Source organism: Pseudomonas sp. SDO5522_S412, assembly GCF_054071215.1.
In genome coordinates this window covers 1-16,556 of sequence record NZ_JBSVWQ010000126.1, presented here as the reverse complement: position 1 = coordinate 16,556, position 16,556 = coordinate 1, and the positions used below count along the sequence as shown (strand labels likewise).

Here is a 16,556-nt window from a genome sequence, read left to right as displayed (position 1 = left end):
CCCGCGCCCATCGGCAACCAGCGGGAGGCATGAGTGTTGACGAATACAGGTGAACAACCCGCCACCTTGGAGGCGACCATGAACGCAGCATTGAAGATATGCCAGGAGCTTTACGACGCTCAGTTGCCTCCGGAGGTCAGCGACAGCGACGAGGTCACGGACTGGCTTGAGCATTCGGCGGAGCGCCTGGTGTGCGGCGTCGACATTAAGTGGAAGCGCCGTTACGGCCAGCCGCAGGTCGTGACGTTCGACAGGTTCTGCACTGTCCTGCAAGGCCACCTGAACCAGCGCCAGATCGACGGCTTGGACCAGCGTGATTCGTTCGCCCGCCTGCTGCTGTCGGCCATGCTCGGCAGCCAGAGCGATGCCCGGGCCCACGCCGCGGACTTGCTGGGCCAGCAACGCCCGATTGAGGCGGTCGAGAAGATCGCTGTAGCGCTGCTGAGGCCCTACGCCGAAGACGCTGTAGCAGCGGAACGGGAAGAGCGCGAAGACGATGTGGGTGCCGACCTATGAGCGCCCACATCCTGATCGACGAAGCGCTCGAAAGCTTGGCGCATGCTTCCAGTACCCAAGAAGAGGCATTAATCGTTCAGGGGCTGATCACCCAGTTCCTGATCGACCAAACCATCACCCTCAAGGAATTCGACCACTACTGCGCCCGCCTCAACAAGGTCGCGCGCAAGGAGGCAGCATGACCACTGCGCCGGTTAAATCACTGATCGACGAACAGATCGCCGAGATCGAACGCAGCCTGACAATCCTCGGCGCCGGCCTGCCGCGCGACCTGCCTGTGTCGGCACTACCGCCAAAGCTTGCTGCTGCGATCAAGGGCGGGCGTATCGCGGTGAGGGTTCGGCCGTGAGCTTCTTTGAAGACAACATCGAAGACGGCAGCCACTGCATGAGCTGCTGCGAGTTCATCGGAGAGGATGTTGGTTACACACGGTGTTGCCGCAACTGTGGCGGACAAGGCAGCGAGCCAAATCCCGAAAGCCACAAAAAACGCATGAAGGCCGAAGCCATGCAGCGCTTTGACGGTTGGCTGTCTCGCACCGGCATCGCCCACAAAAAGCACAACAACGGCTACCACGTCGTGCTTACGCTTCCCGATGAGCGAATGATCGATTGCTGGCCCAGCACGAAAAATGGCAGTTGCGCGGCCAACGCATGAGCCGAAACGGTAAGGCGCTGCACGAATTGGTGTTGCAGCAGTTGAGACCCTGGCCATGACCGCCCGCCAGCGCACCCGGCGCCTACTCATCTGGCGCGGCTCTTTCTCTGCCCTTTCTGTCTGCACCTTTCTGATGTTGCTCAGTGCCCTCGCTGATCGAATCACTCAATAACCAACACCTTCAATCGCTGCGAGCATCGCGGCAGGGAGTCACCGTGTCCGCAGTAATTAAACACGCCGAGCACATGCCGGCGATATCCGAGGATGCGCTTGTTGAGGTACTGACCGGTAGCTTGTACCCAGGCGCCGCGCATAACTCTGTCGTGATGGTGCTTGCGTACTGCAAGGCAGCTCAACTTGATCCGATGCTTAAGCCGGTGCACATCGTCCCGATTTACCAGAAGGGCCGCGGCATGGTCGATGTGGTGATGCCTGGTATTGGTTTGTACCGCATCCAGGCAGCGCGAACAGGGCAATACGCCGGGATCAGCGATCCCGAATACGGGCCGTCGATCACTGCGAAGCTGGCCGGTGTCGACGTAACTTACCCGGAGTGGTGCCGGGTCACCGTCAAGCGCCAAATGTCGAACGGACTTGTTGCCGAGTTCACCGCCAACGAGCGTTGGCTCGAAAACTACGCGACTGCGAGCAAGGACAGCGCTGCGCCCAACTCCATGTGGAAGCGCCGCGCATTTGCACAGCTTGCCAAGTGCGCCGAAGCACAAGCCTTGCGCAAAGCATTCCCTGAAGTCGGGTCGGCCCCTACCGCTGACGAGATGGAAGGAAAGTCGTTCGAGGAGGCCGCCAAAGACGTCTCGCCGGCGCGGCCGGCTCCACCAGAACCAGACGCCAAGCCTGCCTATCCCGACGAACTGCTGGCTGAAAACATCGAGAAGTGGCAGCCGTTGATCGACGCCGGCCGTACCAGTCCTGAGCACATTATTTCCAATGTCATCAGCAAGTACTCATTGCGCGATGACCAGATCGAAACCATCACCAACCTCAAAGCCCTCGATGGAGACGCAGCATGAAAATTCACAACGTAGCTCAAGGCTCCGCCGAGTGGCTTGCCCTCCGCGCCCAATACCGCACCGCCTCCGAAGCACCTGCAATGATGGGCGCTTCGAAGTACCAAACCCGCACCGACCTGCTCGCCGCCAAAAAGACTGGCATCACGCCCGATGTCACGCCGTCTCAGCAGTTCATCTTCGACAAAGGCCACGCCACTGAGGCCCTGGCACGCCCACTGGCCGAAGCACTGATCGGCGAAGAGCTTTATCCGATCGTTGCTACCGAGGGCAACCTGCTCGCCTCCATGGACGGCGCCACGATGCTCGGCGAGACACTGTTCGAGCACAAACTGTGGAATGAGTCAGTCGTGGCCCAGGTGAAAGCCGGTGACCTGGCTCCGCACTATTACTGGCAGCTTGAGCAGCAACTGCTGGTGAGCGGCGCTGAGCGCGTCATCTTTGTTTGCTCGGACGGCACGCCGGAGAACTTCGTGCACATGGAGTACCGGCCCGTCGCCGGGCGCGCGGCCCAGTTGATCGAAGGCTGGAAACAGTTCGAGGCAGACCTGGCCAACTTCGAGATGGCCGACGCGCCTTCAATCGTCGTCGGCAAGGCACCTGATGAGCTGCCAGCGCTGCGCATCGAGCTGACCGGCATGGTCACCGCCAGCAACCTGAAGGTGTTTGAAGACTCGGCCCTGGCGGTCATCGACTCGGTAAAAACCACGCTCTCAACCGACCAGGATTTCGCCGACGCCAAAAAGGCGGTCAAGTGGTGTGGCGATGTTGAAGAGGCCGTCGCTGTCGCCAAGAAGCAGGCCCTGTCGCAAACCCAGAGCATCGACGAACTGTTTTCGTCGCTGGATCGCATCAGTGCGCATGCCCGCGAGACTCGCCTGAAGGTCGACAAGCTGGTGAAGGCCCAGGAATTGCTGGTAAAGACCACCATCAAGCAAAAGGCTGAGCTAGCGCTTGCGGAGCACATCGCGGGGATCAACAGGACCTTGGGCCAGGTGGCGCTGCCTAATGTGCACGTCGACTTCGCCGGAGCCATGAAGAGCAAGCGCACCATCGCCAGCCTCCAGGACGCAGTTGATACCGAACTAGCCCGGGCGAAGATCGATGCAAGCCAGGCAGCCGACGGCATTCGCTTGAACCTGACCAGTCTGGCAGAGCTCGCCGTTGATCATGCCTTCCTGTTCAGCGACGTGCAGCAGCTGGTCACTAAGGCCAACGATGACCTGGTGACGCTGATCAAATTCCGAATCTCCGAACACCAGAAGGCGGAGCAGGCAAAGGCCGACGCGAAGCGCATTGCCGAAGAGCAGGAAGCCCAGCGACTGGCGGCCATCAAGCCAGAGCCAGTCGTGGAGAAAGCGGCGACACCAGAGCCTGTCCGCACCGCTCCGGTCCAGGCGGCACCCGTCGGCCAGGCCACAAAGCCTGCGGCGAGCCACACCGTGGAGCAGGTAGCGCTGCAGGCCAACGTGACAGACTTCGGGGCCCTGGTGAAAGCCGTGGCATATGGTCAGGCGCCGATCACCGTCCTCTTAGTCAACTGGGAAGCGCTCGACGCGATGGTCGCGGCGCAGGGATCAACCTTCAGCATGGCCGGGGTGACGCTGGCCAAGGCGGCAGCATGATCAGCAACTACCTCAGCTTGGTCGAAGCACTACGCCCGGCCTCGGATGAACTGGCGGCCCAGGTCGCCGAGTTTGTGGCGGCCGGCGGCGAGATCGAAGAGATCGAGCCTCCCCCGCCACCGAAGCCCGCCGTCTATGTACCCCAGGAGCCGCCGGCACCGAAGCCGTTTGTTCGCCGGCGAGTTGAATCGGCGCCGCTCCAAATGGCGCCGCTCGATATTCGCACCCAGAAACGCCTGAAGCTGGTTGAGCGCATTCGCGAGCTTGCCCCCACCCACGCAAAGGTAGATGTAGCGGAAGAGCTGGGGATTGACAGGCGCACGGTATCCACCATCGGCCAGGAGTTCGGGATTACGTTCAAGGCTCCGACCCGGGGCGGCGCACGAAACCTTGTGCCCAGGCGAGCGGATGAAGCCAGCGATGCGAAATACGCTGAGCGAATCCGGGCATTCCTGGAGCTGGGCCTGACCCGGCGCCAGTGCCTTGGGAGTCTAGCCATGGGATCAAAAGCCTTCGAGCGGATCATCGCCGCGCACGGCATCGACTACCCAAAAGCAAAACCGGGGCGAACTAAATGCGCCGCATAGCCCGCATCCAGCAACGCAAACGTCAAACCTGGCTCGCACTGCCGGCCAGCGGAATAGAAGAGGTAGGCCATGGCCATGGATCAAAAGACGCGATCTGCAAAGAGCGCGGCGAAACGCAAGGAGCTTGGCGAGGAAGAGCTTCGGCACCGGGTGCGGGCTGGCGACAAGCAGATGCTTGCCGAGCTCATGGCCTGGACTGAAGACACTGAGCAGGCATCGGTGATCGCTGGATGCCTGCGCTATGTGCACTCCCTCGGCTCGGCCTGTGCACGTGAGGCGCTTCGTTCGCGCCACAAAATCGAAGTTGACGAAAATGTGGCGGCAGAACTCTACGTTCTCGGCCAGCGTAAAGCAAAACGGCTCGACGCTGAAAGTATTTAGGCGGGGACGCGATTAATATCGGGAGATATTACGGTGAGCTTGTCTGACACACTCAAATCATTTGAAAAACTCTTTTAGATCTTTTGGCCCGACCTCCTCCATTATTTTATTTCTGAGCTTTTTTATTTTATCCCGAACCAATAGCTGAACATGCTCTAATAGCTCAATGAACCAAAGATCGTTATCCTTATTGTGCCACGCTAAGTCAGGTTGATTTATTTCGGTATACAGATTCATTGGCACGGGCCTGCCAACCTTCACTTTCACGGGAACAACCAACGCGATATTTGCTGTCTCCAAGCCTACAGATCCACTATGAGCAGCAAAATTATTTCGGTACGAAATTGCTAGATCATGCAAATCCCTAAACTTCTCTTCAATTTGAATGCGCTCAAGCTTTACTGGGCGACCATCACATTTGGTAAATCCTTTACCATAAAATGTCAGAGCGGCTACAAATAGTCCCTTTACAATATTAAAAGTTTCACGATCCCTACTAATCTTAAAGTTACCATCTTTCTTCGCATCAATATCGCCAACAATACATTTAATCTCCTTCAGCCATATCAATGAGCTACGTAAATCTTTTTCTATTAGAGAATAGCCCGCAAGGTGCTGACTAAGTCTCGATTTAAGATAGACGCTCTTACACGCCTTGTCCTTATATTTATAAATCCTATGAAACCTTCCGGTGGACTTATCAACATAATCTACTGACGACCAGTCGCCCTTTATCTTTTTAATATTTATTGCAATTACACCCTCGGTTTTCATCAGTTCGACGTCCGTATCTTAATTTCATGCATCAAACACCAAAAAAAACTAAATTGCCACCACCGATCACGGAGGGCGGCGCCTGACTGGAGATAATCCATGAGCAACTACATGTACAAGACCACTGCCCCGGCCGTGGTTGCCGCGGTAATCGCCTGGGAGGCTAAACGCAAAGAGTGGGACGCCCAGCGCGCCAAGCTTGGCCAGGTGTTTGGTTGTGCGGCCTCGCCGATGCGGTCAGGCAATCGGAGCTACGTCGGCGGCGTGAAAATCAGTGATAGCCGCGAGCTGGACGTGCACTGGTGCCGTCCCGACCAGTACGACTACCGCGCTCTGCGCTCCAGCGCCAAGCCAGCGAAAGGGACGCCAAAGGATGCGCGCGCCGCCCAGATCGCCGAGCATGAGCGCCTGTCGGCACTGTGGAAGGAGCATTGCCCCGCTAGCATCGATATGGACGAGGTCTGGGAGGCTATCGGTCTGAACCCCGGAGCGCTGTGGATGTGCGGCGGCGTGTTCTTCGAACTGGATGGGGTCGTGTATCTGAATCTCGGCGTCCGCCTTGAGGATGGCGTCGAACAGATTGAAGGCGCCGCCGAGATCCTCGGCAGCGAGTTTGAAGCTGCGCGCCAGAGTGTCCTGGGGCAGCGCAAAGCGGCGTAGTTACTCTGGAAAAACTTCAGCAGTAGGCAACACACCGACAACGGCCTGGCAATTCAAATTGGCGCATATGATCATGCTAATCGCCTCTGAGGTTCTGGCCACGTAGCGGTTAGAAACAGCAACGAACTCATGCCCCGGACATTTTGGGCAGGTTGGTTTGAATTCGTCGTCCCGCATTTTTTCAACACCCATCTTCTTCTCTCCTTGATCCGGCTCCATGCCGGTCACCCGTAATACCCCATATCAACGAATCACGCCAGCCGGCATCCACGGGAGCGCAGAGCAAACTCAATGGAGCTGTGCGTTACGAGCACTTTCAAGCAATATTTCTGCTGCCCTCACCGTCACAGGCGAAAGAGACTGATAGCGTTGGACCTCCTCATCCCGCTCCTCCACAAGGGCATTTTTTGTACTGAATCTTAGGGTGAACAGAAGTCCAACAATCTGTTTTCTCAGAAGGCCACAATGAATGTTCCTTGCTTCATCCAAATCATCAAACATAGATGAATTAAGTCGATTCAAAAGCTCTTCTAAAACCCAAGAAAATTGCGTATCTCGCTCCTTGGTACCCACTGTAAATGTTCTGTCGATTGCCCTGGTCACGACGTCATCAAACTCGCGACTTATGAGCAGGAGACGGGTTGCAAAACCAACAGATCGATCATGCGCGTCTTGCGACCGCCTAAGCATCTCGGCTCGATACTGAAACTGTGATATGGAAAAAGCGGCAATGATTGCAACGATTGATCCAACTGCCTGGACCCAACTGGCCAACTCGCTGCTTGTGAGCTTAAACAGAGCGACGATGAAAATCGCTGCAAGTACTAGCAGAATATTTGGGATTGATACCCACGGTTTGAACAGCCCCCAACCTGATGCGTTGATCATTGCTGACCTCTCCAGCCAATTAACCTAAAGGTTTAAACTTTGAGGACGAGATCCGATATCAGCCTCGCCCCTGCCTCACGCCCAGCAACCTGCGCCAGGCCACGGTCAACATAGGTACGGTCTCCCGCAACAACCGGCACCACCACCTCACCACCACGCTTCACCTCGACGTTGATACGCCAGGTCTCCCGGCCTTCCTCGTCCTTGTCGCACTCCATGTAGTTCCAAACCTGAAAGCCTTCGATCTCATCGTAAATATCGTGCTTGGTCATGGGCCTTCCCACTTCAGAGAAGACCCATCGTATCACCTCAGATACCAGTCAGTTTTCATCTCATCCGCCCCAAATTCGGAGGCATATAAGGATCACGCCCAGTACCGCAATCAGTAGCTCAAGCCATAGACATAGTTGCGCCATGTAAACCTCGATATTGACCTTTACGAGATGTAATGGCGGACAGGGCCTTATAAATTTCACTCCACCGCCCGGGCATGGCCCGGCAAGGACTCCACGTGAACAACCTGTTCTGGCGCCTGGTCGCCAAGCTGCTTGCTCGCCCGGCGGTTGCCGCCGGGCTCATCGCCCGCGCCCAGCGCACCCCGTACCTGCACATCATGTCTGCCGACGGCGCCGAGATGTACATGGGCCGCTGGTGGCTGTTCAACCCCTACTCCCGCGACACGCACAAGCCAGCGCTATGGTGGTGCCCGTGGTCGTTCCGTGTGCACCACATCATGCGGCCCGACGAAGACCGGGATCTGCACGACCATCCGTGGAACGCCCGCACGATCATCCTGCGCGGCTGGTACACCGAACAGCGCCTGCTTGATCCCGAAGACCCAGCGCTGTCAGGACTGAACGTTACCACGAGAGCCCAGGCCACCGAATATATCGACCGGCGCGCCGGCGACACCGCTCGCCTCAACCATGGCGAGTACCACCGGATCGACGAACTGTCGCCCGGCGGCGTCTACACCCTGTTCATCACCAGCAAATGGCGCGGTGACTGGGGCTTTCTGGTCAACGGCGTGAAGGTGCCATGGCGCATCTACACCGGGATCGATGAGAACACGCTGCAGTGCGCCCCCCCTAACGCCCCCTTTTGCAAATTGACGGCAGATATCATTACCTGACTAATCGCTGCAGAATCACCTGAGAAGATTCGATTAAGCGCTTGTCATTTTCATCAGCGGATTCGCAAAACTTAACTACCTCTTCATATATCAACCCAGAGTTTTCGTCGCGCGTATAGGGATCTGTTCTAGTTGTCTTAGCAACAAACTCATCAACCCATTCATTTACAGAGTCAGGCGCACATAAGAACCTCCTTACATCATCGTCACCGAGATGGGCAATCAAATTACTCCAGCACACATCTATTTGAAATTTCTTAGCATTCCAAGCATCTTTCCTTTCAAGCATTTTGTGTATAGCTTTTTCTTGAGCAGTAATGTCGCCTACAGGCGCATTTCTGAATGCATGATATTTATCAATAACAGACCAAGCGTAGTCCTTGACTAGCACGGACCTACCCATGAGCGAGTTTTGAAATTCCTTAATCGCATTATATTTTCCAGAGTGCGTAAACTGCGACCGCCAAGTATTCATCGTTATGACACCAACTGCAGCTACTAAAATTGTTGCTAGATAACTGCCAACCTCAAAATAACCTCTCCAATCAGGCTCGCCTGAAAAAGAAAGCCCTCCACTTCCGAATATTGCTCCAGAAAAAAACGTCAACACAACTACCACCAAGTATGTAGCTTTCAAATCTACCTCCATATAAATTCAACTCACTCCGCATTATAACCCCAATCCTCCCCCTTCAAAGTCAGCCGCTATAGCGGCAAGGACGAAGTCATGCCTGAACAAAAGATCACGTTCGTCAACAGCGAGCCCGCCAAGTGCGGCTGCAAGATGGAATTTAGCTCTGGCGGCGGGCACTACTCCGACGTGCTTTACGTCACTCCCTGCGAGGCGCACAGCGGCATCAAGCCGTTCGGACCAGTCGAGGTTAAGCGCGATGCGGACGGCTGGTGGTATCACCCGAACATTCCGAGCTCTGGCGAAGGCGAAGACCCGGCGCCCTACATTGCCTGGGTCAAGGAACAGGGCCTGGAACTGAAAGGCTGGCACTCTGGCGACGAACTCGAGGATCTGCCTGACGAGGATGCCGCGTGCACCGCCTGGAATCCCGAATCGCCAGGGCCTGAATGGTTCCTGATGGGGATCTTCGATACGGATGACGGCCCCTATGTTCAGTGGGCGCGCCGGGTGACGCCATGATCGCCACCCTCTGGTTCGCCTACGTCTTCATCTACACGGGGCCAAGGCCATGAGTAACAGAATCGTTTGCCAGTTCAGCTGCGGTGCTGCTTCGGCGGTGGCCACCAAACTGGCTCTGGCCGAATATGGCGCAACTCACGATGTGCAGATAATCAACGCCTTCCTGGCAAATGAGCACGACGACAACCGGCGGTTCGCCCAGGACTGTGAAATCTGGTTCGGGCAACCGATCACTGTGCTTCGTGACGAGAAATACGGGGCCGACGTGCAGAACGTGTTCCTACGCGAACGATACATGAAGGGGCCTCATGGAGCGCCTTGTTCGACGCTGCTTAAGCGCAGGCTGCTCTCCACCTACGAACGACCTGGTGACGTGATGGTCTTTGGCTACACCGCCGAAGAGACCGATCGGCTGGACGACTTCCGAGAAAGAAACCCAGACCGACCAGTGATTGCACCGCTGATAGATCGAGGCCTGGGCAAAGAGGACTGCAAAGCCATCATAGAGCGAGCCGGTATCGAACTGCCTGCCATGTATCGCATCGGCTATTACAACGCGAACTGCATTGCCTGCCCAAAAGGCGGCGAAGGGTACTGGCGCGCGATTCGCGAAGACTTCCCAGAGGTGTTCGAGCAGCGTTGTTTAGTGCAGGACGAGCTGGGGCCCGGCTCATGGTTTCTTCGGTACCGGTCAGGGCCTAGGAAAGATGAGCGATTCCCTTTGCGCGACCTTCCTGTTGGTCCCATTGCGCGCAACGAGAAGCTGCCTAGCTGCAGCTTCTTCTGCGAGATGGCTGAAGCCGATATCGCCGCAACAGCCTAACCCCCAGTCCCCCCACATGCCTGCCGGTGAGCGGCGGGCGAGGTGCTCACCCAGCAGGGTTAGCCTCGCCATCCATAGACCGGTAAAGAGCCTCTCCTGCTGGGTGAGCGCGGCAAAGATACTCTCAACTGATAATGATTATCAAATATTTCCGACAGCCGCCCAGCGCGGCAAGGACACCACATGTTCGCAATCAAACTCACCCTGATCCTGCTGGGCGCTTTGCTGTACCTGGTCGGCACCGCCGGCTGGTTCTTTTGGCTCGCCCCACGCCTTCTTGAGGACGGCGAAACAGCCGACATCCTCTACGCCTTCGCCGGCACCTGCGGCTGGATGCTGATCACCTTCAGCCTGGTCATTCACATCATCAAGACAGCGCGGCCCACAGCGGCCGACGGGAAATAAACATGGAAGCAGAGATCCTGTCGGACGACGAGCTCGCCGACCTGACTGGTTACAAGCATCGCTCGCACCAGCGCAAGTGGCTGAAAGACCGTAACTGGGTATTCATCGAGAGCCGTGGCGGTCGCCCTCTGGTGGGCCGGATGTTCGCCCGCATGAAGCTGGGAATGGTGAACGCCACAATCGCAGACCCTAACCCTCCGCCGGCACGCCCGGCTTGGACGCCTGACTTCTCCAGAGTGAACTGATATGCGCCCCCGCAATACTGAATACCGCCACCTCCCGCCACGCATGTACCAGCGCACCAGGAAGCGTAAGAACGGCACCACCTGGACCTCCTTCTACTACAGGGATGCCTCCGGCAAGGACATCCCCCTTGGTAAGGACCTGGACAAAGCTCGACTCAAATGGGCAGAACTGGAGGCCAAAGATAAACCTGGTGATCTGACAATCATGAAGGGAATTTTTGACCGCTATGTTCGAGATGTCATTCCGAAAAAGGGTGCTCGGACACAGACCGACAACCTGGCAGAGCTCAAACAACTCAGGCCCACGTTCGATAGCGCACCCATTGACTCGATCACGCCAGCCAACATCGCCGGCTATCGCGATGCCCGAACGGCCAAGGTTCGAGCCAATAGGGAGATCGCCCTTCTGTCACATGTGTTCAATATGGCTCGCGAGTGGGGGCTCACCGAAAGGGAGAACCCTTGCCAAGGCGTAAGGAAAAATAAAGAAGTCCCACGCGACTATTACGCCAATGCGGTGGTCTGGGATGCGGTTTACGGGATGGCAGAGCCTGAACTGAAGGAAGCCATGGATCTTGGTTACTTAACCGGCCAGCGGCCAGCTGACGTGATCATCATGCGCAGCGATGACACTGAGGGTGATTACTTTCTGGTCACGCAAGGGAAAACCGGGCAGAAGCTGAGGATCCTGATGCGCACTGAGTCGGGGGAGAACAGTCTTGGGAAATTGGTCAGGGAAATAACTGAAAGGAATGTCGGCCATCCATCCAAGTACCTGCTGATCAACAGGCATGGAAAGCGGATGACGAAAGGGATGTTGCGCTTGCGCTGGGACAAGGCAAGGGAGAAGGCTCGACTGAAGGCAATCGACCAGGGCGACCCACTGCTTGCAGCCAAGATAGCCGGGTTTCAGTTTCGGGATATTCGGCCTAAAGCGGCGTCGGAAATCCTCGATATCGGGGATGCAAGCCTGCTGCTGGGGCACAGCAAGCAGGAAATCACGAAGAGGGTTTACAGGAGGATCGGAGCGACCGCGAAGCCGTCAAAGTAGGAAAGTTATGGAACACTCCCACAATAGTAATGGAACGCCTGCGGAAACCGGTGACGAAATCCCCAAACCCCAGAAACGCAAAAGCCCCGCAATAGCGGGGCTCTTGAGTGAATCTTGGCGGGAAACCAGGGATTCGAACCCTGGAGACGCTATTAACGTCCGCCGGTTTTCAAGACCGGTGCATTCAACCACTCTGCCAATTTCCCTTGTGCAACACAGGATTAGCGTAGCTCATCCTGCCTCAGCGGGCGCCATAATACCCGAATGAAACACACTGTCAAACTCTCGCCATAGCTTGTTACAGAGCGTCTGTTATGATCCTTGCGACTGAATGTTTCAAAACTGAAGGAGTGTCGCCATGCGCGAACAAAATTACGCAGTGAATGGAAACGCGCAGGCTGAGCAGCTAGAAGTTAGCCGCGTCCTGCGCAATACGTACGGCTTGCTCGCTCTCACCCTCGCGTTCAGCGGCGTGATGGCCTTCGTAGCCCAGCAAATGCGCGTCGGCTACCCGAATATCTTCGTCGTGCTGATCGGCTTCTACGGTCTGTTCTTCCTGACCAACAAGCTGCGCGACTCGGCCTGGGGCCTGGTGTCGGCGTTTGCCCTGACCGGTTTCATGGGCTTTATCCTCGGCCCGATCCTTAACCGCTACCTCGGCATGGCCGGCGGCGCGGAAGTGGTCAGCTCGGCATTTGCCATGACTGCCCTGGTATTTGGCGGCCTGTCGGCCTACGTGCTGATTTCCCGCAAGGACATGAGCTTCCTGGGTGGTTTCATCACCGCCGGTTTCTTCGTGTTGCTGGCTGCCGTACTGGCAGGCATGTTCTTCCAGATCAGCGGCCTGCAACTGGCGATCAGCGCAGGTTTCGTGCTGTTCTCCTCGGCCTGCATCCTGTTCCAGACCAGCGCAATCATCCAGGGTGGCGAGCGTAACTACATCATGGCCACCATCAGCCTGTATGTATCGATCTACAACCTGTTTATCAGCCTGTTGCAGATCTTCGGCATCATGGGCCGCGACGACTGATCGCAGCCGCATGCAAAAAGCCCGCTTCGGCGGGCTTTTTGTTGCCTGCGGCTTTATCATTGCCACAGGTTTTGCCTTCAGAGTGTTCCATGAAGTTCGCGATTGCGCTTTTTTCCGCCGCCCATGCGCCCTCCTCGCGCCGTGCCTTGCTGTTCGCCCAGGCGGCGCTGGCGGGTGGGCATGAGATTGTGCGGCTGTTTTTTTATCAGGATGGCGTCTACAGCGCGTCCACTAACATTGTTGCGCCGCAGGATGAGCAGGATATCGCCCGTCAGTGGCGCGAGTTTGTCAGCGAGCATCAGCTCGATGGCGTGGTGTGCATCGCCGCGGCCCTGCGCCGTGGCGTGCTGAATGCCGAAGAGGCCACCCGTTATCAGCGCAGCGCGGTGAACCTGGACGCGCCTTGGGCATTGTCCGGGCTTGGGCAGTTGCATGACGCCGCCCAGTCCGCTGACCGCTTGATCTGCTTCGGAGGGCCGTGACATGTCGAAATCCTTGCTGGTGATCAGCCGACAGGCGCCGTGGTCCGGCCCCAGCGCCCGTGAAGCGCTGGATATCGTATTGGCTGGCGGCGCGTTTGATTTGCCGATTGGCCTGTTGTTTCTGGATGACGGCGTGTTTCAACTGGCCGCGAGCCAGGACGCCAGGGCCGTGCAACAGAAAGACCTGAGCGCCAACCTCCAGGCCCTGGAATTATTTGGCGTCGAAGAGGTGTTTGCCTGCAGCCATAGCCTCGCCGTGCGCGGGCTGGCCACCTCCGGCAACGCACAGCCGCTGAGCAGTGAACAAATTTCACAGATGATTGACCGTTACGACCAGGTGATTACCCTCTGATGTCGACCTTGCATGTGGTATCCCACTCGCCTTTTACCGACAGCCGGCTGGACAGCTGCCTGCGCCTCTGTGGCACCCAGGATGCGATCCTGCTGTGCGGCGACGGCGCCTACGCCCTGCAACCCGCCAGCGCGCCTTGCCAGGCCCTGCAGGCCAGGGGCGTGAAAGTGTTTGTACTGGCCGAAGACAGCCAGGCGCGTAACCTCGCCGTGCCTGAATGGGCCGGCAGTGTCGATTACCCGGCGTTCGTCCAGCTGTCGATCGACTATGACAAGGTCAATACCTGGCTATGAACACTTTGACCGTAGGTGAACGCACCCTCGAACTGGACAAGGACGGCTACCTCGTCGACCTGACCGAGTGGTCCAGCGACGTGGCCAACGCCCTCGCCACTACCGAAGCGCTGGAGCTGACCCCGGAACACTGGGAAATCCTCGAACTGCTGCGCGGCTTTTACGACGAATTCCAGCTGTCGCCCGCCACCCGCCCGCTGATCAAGTACACCGCCTTGAAGCTGGGCCCGGAAAAGGGCAACAGCCTGCACCTCAACCGACTGTTCAAAGGCACTCCCGCCAAACTCGCCGCCAAGCTGGCGGGCCTGCCCAGGCCGACGAATTGCTTATGACTGATTTTGCCCCGTTGATCACTGAAACCCCTGCTGAGCACCCGTTCGCGCCGTTCGTGCGCATCCTCGGCAAAGGCAAGCGCGGCGCCCGCAACCTCACCCGTGAGGAAGCCCGGGAAGCCATGGGCATGTTGCTGGACGAGAAGGTCGAAGACACCCAGCTCGGCGCCTTCCTCATGCTGCTGCGGCACAAGGAAGAAAGCCCGGAAGAACTCGCAGGCTTCACCGAAGCCGTGCGCGAGCGCCTGAATGCACCGTCGCTCAATGTGGATGTCGACTGGCCGACCTACGCCGGTAAAAAACGCCACCTGCCGTGGTACCTGCTGGCAGCCAAGTGCCTGGCACAGAACGGCGTGCGTATCCTGATGCACGGCGGCGGCGCGCATACGGCAGGCCGGCTCTACACCGAGCAGTTGCTGGATGGCTTGCAGATTCCGTTGTGCCGCAATTGGCAACAGGTGGAAGCGGCCCTTGAACAGGGCAACCTGGCGTTTATTCCCCTGGGGGACTGGGCGCCGCAACTGCAGCGCATGATCGACCTGCGCAACACCCTGGGCCTGCGCTCGCCGATCCATTCACTGGCGCGCATCCTCAACCCGTTGAGCGCCCGCTGCGGCCTGCAAAGCATCTTCCACCCGGGCTACCAGGGCGTACACCGCGATGCCAGCGGCCTGCTTGGCGACAACAGCATCGTGATCAAGGGCGACGGCGGCGAGATCGAGATCAACCCGGACACCATCAGCCACCTGTACGGCACTACCGGCGGCGAAAGCTGGGATGAAGAGTGGCCCGCCCTCTCCGCCCAGCGCCACGTCAAGCCTGCGGCCCTGGAGCCCGAGCATTTGAAGGCGCTATGGCGCGGTGAGGTGCAGGACAGCTACCCGCAACTGGCACTGATCGCCACCATGGCCCTGGCCTTGCGCGGCCTCGGCCACCCGCGGGAACAGGCGTTCGAACTGGCCCAACAGTACTGGGATGCCCGGGACAAATCGATTTAGTCGATCATTAACCCCCAGCCTTTGCGCTTTTTGTTCGAACTCAGACCTTTAGACTGCACTCCAACGCTTATTAGCCAAGGAGTCAGTCATGGGTTTGCTGATCGAAGGACGCTGGCATGACCAGTGGTACGAAAGTAGCGCAGACGGCGCCTTCCAACGGGAGCAGGCGCAACGCCGCAACTGGGTGACCGCCGATGGTGAACCCGGCCCGACCGGCGAAGGCGGTTTCGCGGCTGAAGCCGGTCGTTACCATTTATACGTATCCCTCGCCTGCCCCTGGGCGCACCGCACATTGATCCTGCGCAAGCTCAAAGGCTTGGAAAGCCTGATCGACGTGTCGGTGGTCAGTTGGCTGATGCTGGAAAACGGCTGGACCTTCGACAAGGCCCATGGCTCCAGCGGCGACAAGCTTGACGACTTCACCTTCATGCACCAACGCTACACCGCCGACACCGCCAGCTACACCGGGCGGGTCACAGTGCCGGTGTTGTGGGACAAGAAGCTCAAGCGGATTGTCAGCAATGAGTCGGCGGAGATTATTCGCATGTTCAACAGTGCGTTTAATGAACTGACCGGCAATCAACTGGATTTCTATCCCGAAGCCCAGCGCTCGACCATTGATGCACTGAACGATCGAATCTATCCCGCCGTGAACAACGGTGTGTACCGCGCAGGCTTTGCCACGTCACAAAAGGCTTATGAGGCCGCATTTGATGATGTGTTTGCCGAACTGGATCACCTTGAGCAGCACTTGGGTGAGCATCGTTACCTGGCGGGAGAATACCTGACTGAAGCCGATGTAAGGCTTTTCACCACGGCGATTCGGTTTGATGCGGTGTACTACAGCCACTTCAAATGCAACCTGCGGCGAATTGCGGATTATCCGAACCTGTCGAACTGGCTAAGGGAGTTGTATCAGTGGCCGGGGATTGCCGAGACGGTGGATTTTGCTCACATCAAGGGGCATTACTACGCCAGTCACCGCACGATTAATCCGACGGGGATTGTGCCGAAGGGGCCGTTGCAGACGTTTGAGGCGGAGCATGACCGCGCGAGACTGAGCGGAAAAGGCATCTTGAGCTGACACACCCTGTGGCGAGGGAGCTTGCTCCCGCTGGGCTGCGCAGCGGCCCCAAAATCCTGG

27 protein-coding genes and 1 tRNA gene are annotated in these 16,556 nt (G+C 57.6%); 22 read left to right on the top strand and 6 right to left on the bottom strand.

Annotated features, from left to right (window positions below):
- Positions 1-78 precede the first annotated feature (78 nt).
- The 8 genes from ACW9I6_RS21910 to ACW9I6_RS21875 all read left to right on the top strand — a co-directional run bounded on the left by ACW9I6_RS21910 (position 79) and on the right by ACW9I6_RS21875 (position 4,794).
- Positions 79-516, top strand: a complete 438-nt coding sequence (locus tag ACW9I6_RS21910; RefSeq protein WP_457339819.1) for a hypothetical protein — start codon at positions 79-81, stop codon at positions 514-516.
- Positions 513-698, top strand: coding sequence for a hypothetical protein (locus ACW9I6_RS21905; protein ID WP_177026702.1), 186 nt, complete (start codon positions 513-515; stop codon positions 696-698). The genes ACW9I6_RS21910 and ACW9I6_RS21905 overlap by 4 nt, the downstream gene beginning before the upstream one ends.
- A complete protein-coding gene (locus tag ACW9I6_RS21900) occupies positions 695-865 on the top strand; it encodes a hypothetical protein (protein ID WP_017528181.1) in 171 nt (56 codons plus the stop codon). The genes ACW9I6_RS21905 and ACW9I6_RS21900 overlap by 4 nt, the downstream gene beginning before the upstream one ends.
- A complete protein-coding gene (locus tag ACW9I6_RS21895; protein WP_457339818.1) occupies positions 862-1,173 on the top strand; it encodes a hypothetical protein in 312 nt (103 codons plus the stop codon). Before ACW9I6_RS21900 ends, ACW9I6_RS21895 begins: the two co-directional genes overlap by 4 nt.
- Before the next feature lie 245 nt (positions 1,174-1,418).
- Positions 1,419-2,204 carry a phage recombination protein Bet gene (gene bet, locus ACW9I6_RS21890; protein ID WP_457339820.1) on the top strand — a complete coding sequence of 262 codons (786 nt, stop codon included), beginning with the start codon at positions 1,419-1,421 and terminating at the stop codon, positions 2,202-2,204.
- Complete coding sequence (locus ACW9I6_RS21885) at positions 2,201-3,826, top strand: YqaJ viral recombinase family protein (RefSeq protein WP_457339817.1); 1,626 nt, start codon at positions 2,201-2,203, stop codon at positions 3,824-3,826. Before bet ends, ACW9I6_RS21885 begins: the two co-directional genes overlap by 4 nt.
- Complete coding sequence (locus ACW9I6_RS21880; protein WP_457339816.1) at positions 3,823-4,413, top strand: hypothetical protein; 591 nt, start codon at positions 3,823-3,825, stop codon at positions 4,411-4,413. Before ACW9I6_RS21885 ends, ACW9I6_RS21880 begins: the two co-directional genes overlap by 4 nt.
- Positions 4,414-4,482: 69 nt before the next feature.
- Positions 4,483-4,794 carry a hypothetical protein gene (locus ACW9I6_RS21875; RefSeq protein WP_457339815.1) on the top strand — a complete coding sequence of 104 codons (312 nt, stop codon included), beginning with the start codon at positions 4,483-4,485 and terminating at the stop codon, positions 4,792-4,794.
- Positions 4,795-4,851: 57 nt separating this feature from the next.
- Here ACW9I6_RS21875 and ACW9I6_RS21870 read toward each other — a convergent pair whose 3' ends face one another.
- Positions 4,852-5,568, bottom strand: coding sequence for a hypothetical protein (locus ACW9I6_RS21870; protein ID WP_457339814.1), 717 nt, complete (start codon positions 5,566-5,568; stop codon positions 4,852-4,854).
- 99 nt (positions 5,569-5,667) lie between these two features.
- Between ACW9I6_RS21870 and ACW9I6_RS21865 the strand changes: the two genes are divergently transcribed.
- Positions 5,668-6,228, top strand: a complete 561-nt coding sequence (locus ACW9I6_RS21865) for a hypothetical protein (RefSeq protein ID WP_457339813.1) — start codon at positions 5,668-5,670, stop codon at positions 6,226-6,228.
- On the opposite strand, the gene ACW9I6_RS21860 is transcribed toward ACW9I6_RS21865, so the two are convergent.
- The 3 genes from ACW9I6_RS21860 to ACW9I6_RS21850 all read right to left on the bottom strand — a co-directional run bounded on the left by ACW9I6_RS21860 (position 6,229) and on the right by ACW9I6_RS21850 (position 7,388).
- Positions 6,229-6,447 carry a hypothetical protein gene (locus ACW9I6_RS21860; protein WP_457339812.1) on the bottom strand — a complete coding sequence of 73 codons (219 nt, stop codon included), beginning with the start codon at positions 6,445-6,447 and terminating at the stop codon, positions 6,229-6,231.
- Positions 6,448-6,516: 69 nt separating this feature from the next.
- Positions 6,517-7,116 (bottom strand): hypothetical protein, encoded by a 600-nt coding sequence (locus ACW9I6_RS21855; protein WP_457339811.1) that lies wholly within the window; start codon positions 7,114-7,116, stop codon positions 6,517-6,519.
- Between the two features lie 32 nt (positions 7,117-7,148).
- Positions 7,149-7,388: a hypothetical protein gene (locus tag ACW9I6_RS21850; protein WP_457339810.1), complete on the bottom strand. Its 240-nt coding sequence runs from the start codon at positions 7,386-7,388 to the stop codon at positions 7,149-7,151.
- 239 nt (positions 7,389-7,627) lie between these two features.
- Here ACW9I6_RS21850 and ACW9I6_RS21845 point away from each other — a divergent pair, with 239 nt between their 5' ends.
- Positions 7,628-8,248: a hypothetical protein gene (locus tag ACW9I6_RS21845; RefSeq protein WP_457339809.1), complete on the top strand. Its 621-nt coding sequence runs from the start codon at positions 7,628-7,630 to the stop codon at positions 8,246-8,248.
- Here ACW9I6_RS21845 and ACW9I6_RS21840 read toward each other — a convergent pair.
- Positions 8,241-8,885: a hypothetical protein gene (locus tag ACW9I6_RS21840; RefSeq protein ID WP_457339808.1), complete on the bottom strand. Its 645-nt coding sequence runs from the start codon at positions 8,883-8,885 to the stop codon at positions 8,241-8,243. The genes ACW9I6_RS21845 and ACW9I6_RS21840 overlap by 8 nt on opposite strands.
- Positions 8,886-8,975: 90 nt before the next feature.
- On the opposite strand from ACW9I6_RS21840, the gene ACW9I6_RS21835 reads away from it, so the two are divergent.
- The 5 genes from ACW9I6_RS21835 (at position 8,976) to ACW9I6_RS21815 (ending at position 11,925) form a co-directional block, all read left to right on the top strand.
- Positions 8,976-9,401, top strand: a complete 426-nt coding sequence (locus ACW9I6_RS21835) for a hypothetical protein (RefSeq protein WP_457339807.1) — start codon at positions 8,976-8,978, stop codon at positions 9,399-9,401.
- A gap of 49 nt (positions 9,402-9,450) precedes the next feature.
- Positions 9,451-10,224 carry a hypothetical protein gene (locus tag ACW9I6_RS21830; RefSeq protein WP_177141955.1) on the top strand — a complete coding sequence of 258 codons (774 nt, stop codon included), beginning with the start codon at positions 9,451-9,453 and terminating at the stop codon, positions 10,222-10,224.
- A gap of 183 nt (positions 10,225-10,407) precedes the next feature.
- Positions 10,408-10,629, top strand: a complete 222-nt coding sequence (locus ACW9I6_RS21825) for a hypothetical protein (RefSeq protein WP_457339806.1) — start codon at positions 10,408-10,410, stop codon at positions 10,627-10,629.
- A gap of 2 nt (positions 10,630-10,631) precedes the next feature.
- A complete protein-coding gene (locus ACW9I6_RS21820) occupies positions 10,632-10,874 on the top strand; it encodes a DUF4224 domain-containing protein (protein ID WP_457339805.1) in 243 nt (80 codons plus the stop codon).
- Between the two features lies 1 nt (position 10,875).
- Complete coding sequence (locus ACW9I6_RS21815; protein ID WP_457339804.1) at positions 10,876-11,925, top strand: tyrosine-type recombinase/integrase; 1,050 nt, start codon at positions 10,876-10,878, stop codon at positions 11,923-11,925.
- Between the two features lie 115 nt (positions 11,926-12,040).
- Here ACW9I6_RS21815 and ACW9I6_RS21810 read toward each other — a convergent pair.
- Positions 12,041-12,131 (bottom strand) — tRNA-Ser (locus ACW9I6_RS21810).
- 152 nt (positions 12,132-12,283) lie between these two features.
- On the opposite strand from ACW9I6_RS21810, the gene ACW9I6_RS21805 reads away from it, so the two are divergent.
- The 7 genes from ACW9I6_RS21805 to ACW9I6_RS21775 all read left to right on the top strand — a co-directional run bounded on the left by ACW9I6_RS21805 (position 12,284) and on the right by ACW9I6_RS21775 (position 16,496).
- The gene (locus ACW9I6_RS21805) at positions 12,284-12,955 is read left to right on the top strand and encodes a Bax inhibitor-1/YccA family protein (protein ID WP_003219636.1); all 672 of its coding nucleotides are present in this window, start codon (positions 12,284-12,286) and stop codon (positions 12,953-12,955) included.
- Positions 12,956-13,044: 89 nt separating this feature from the next.
- Positions 13,045-13,437 (top strand): sulfurtransferase complex subunit TusD, encoded by a 393-nt coding sequence (tusD, locus tag ACW9I6_RS21800; RefSeq protein ID WP_003219632.1) that lies wholly within the window; start codon positions 13,045-13,047, stop codon positions 13,435-13,437.
- A 1-nt stretch (position 13,438) separates the two neighbouring features.
- On the top strand, positions 13,439-13,789 hold the full coding sequence (gene tusC / locus ACW9I6_RS21795) for a sulfurtransferase complex subunit TusC (RefSeq protein WP_087693046.1): 351 nt from the start codon (positions 13,439-13,441) through the stop codon (positions 13,787-13,789).
- A complete protein-coding gene (tusB, locus tag ACW9I6_RS21790; RefSeq protein WP_003219628.1) occupies positions 13,789-14,082 on the top strand; it encodes a sulfurtransferase complex subunit TusB in 294 nt (97 codons plus the stop codon). The genes tusC and tusB overlap by 1 nt, the downstream gene beginning before the upstream one ends.
- Positions 14,079-14,414, top strand: coding sequence for a TusE/DsrC/DsvC family sulfur relay protein (locus ACW9I6_RS21785; protein ID WP_087693047.1), 336 nt, complete (start codon positions 14,079-14,081; stop codon positions 14,412-14,414). Before tusB ends, ACW9I6_RS21785 begins: the two co-directional genes overlap by 4 nt.
- Positions 14,411-15,412, top strand: a complete 1,002-nt coding sequence (locus ACW9I6_RS21780) for a glycosyl transferase family protein (protein ID WP_102369435.1) — start codon at positions 14,411-14,413, stop codon at positions 15,410-15,412. Before ACW9I6_RS21785 ends, ACW9I6_RS21780 begins: the two co-directional genes overlap by 4 nt.
- 88 nt (positions 15,413-15,500) lie before the next feature.
- Positions 15,501-16,496: a glutathione S-transferase family protein gene (locus ACW9I6_RS21775; protein WP_102369436.1), complete on the top strand. Its 996-nt coding sequence runs from the start codon at positions 15,501-15,503 to the stop codon at positions 16,494-16,496.
- Positions 16,497-16,556: the final 60 nt, after the last annotated feature.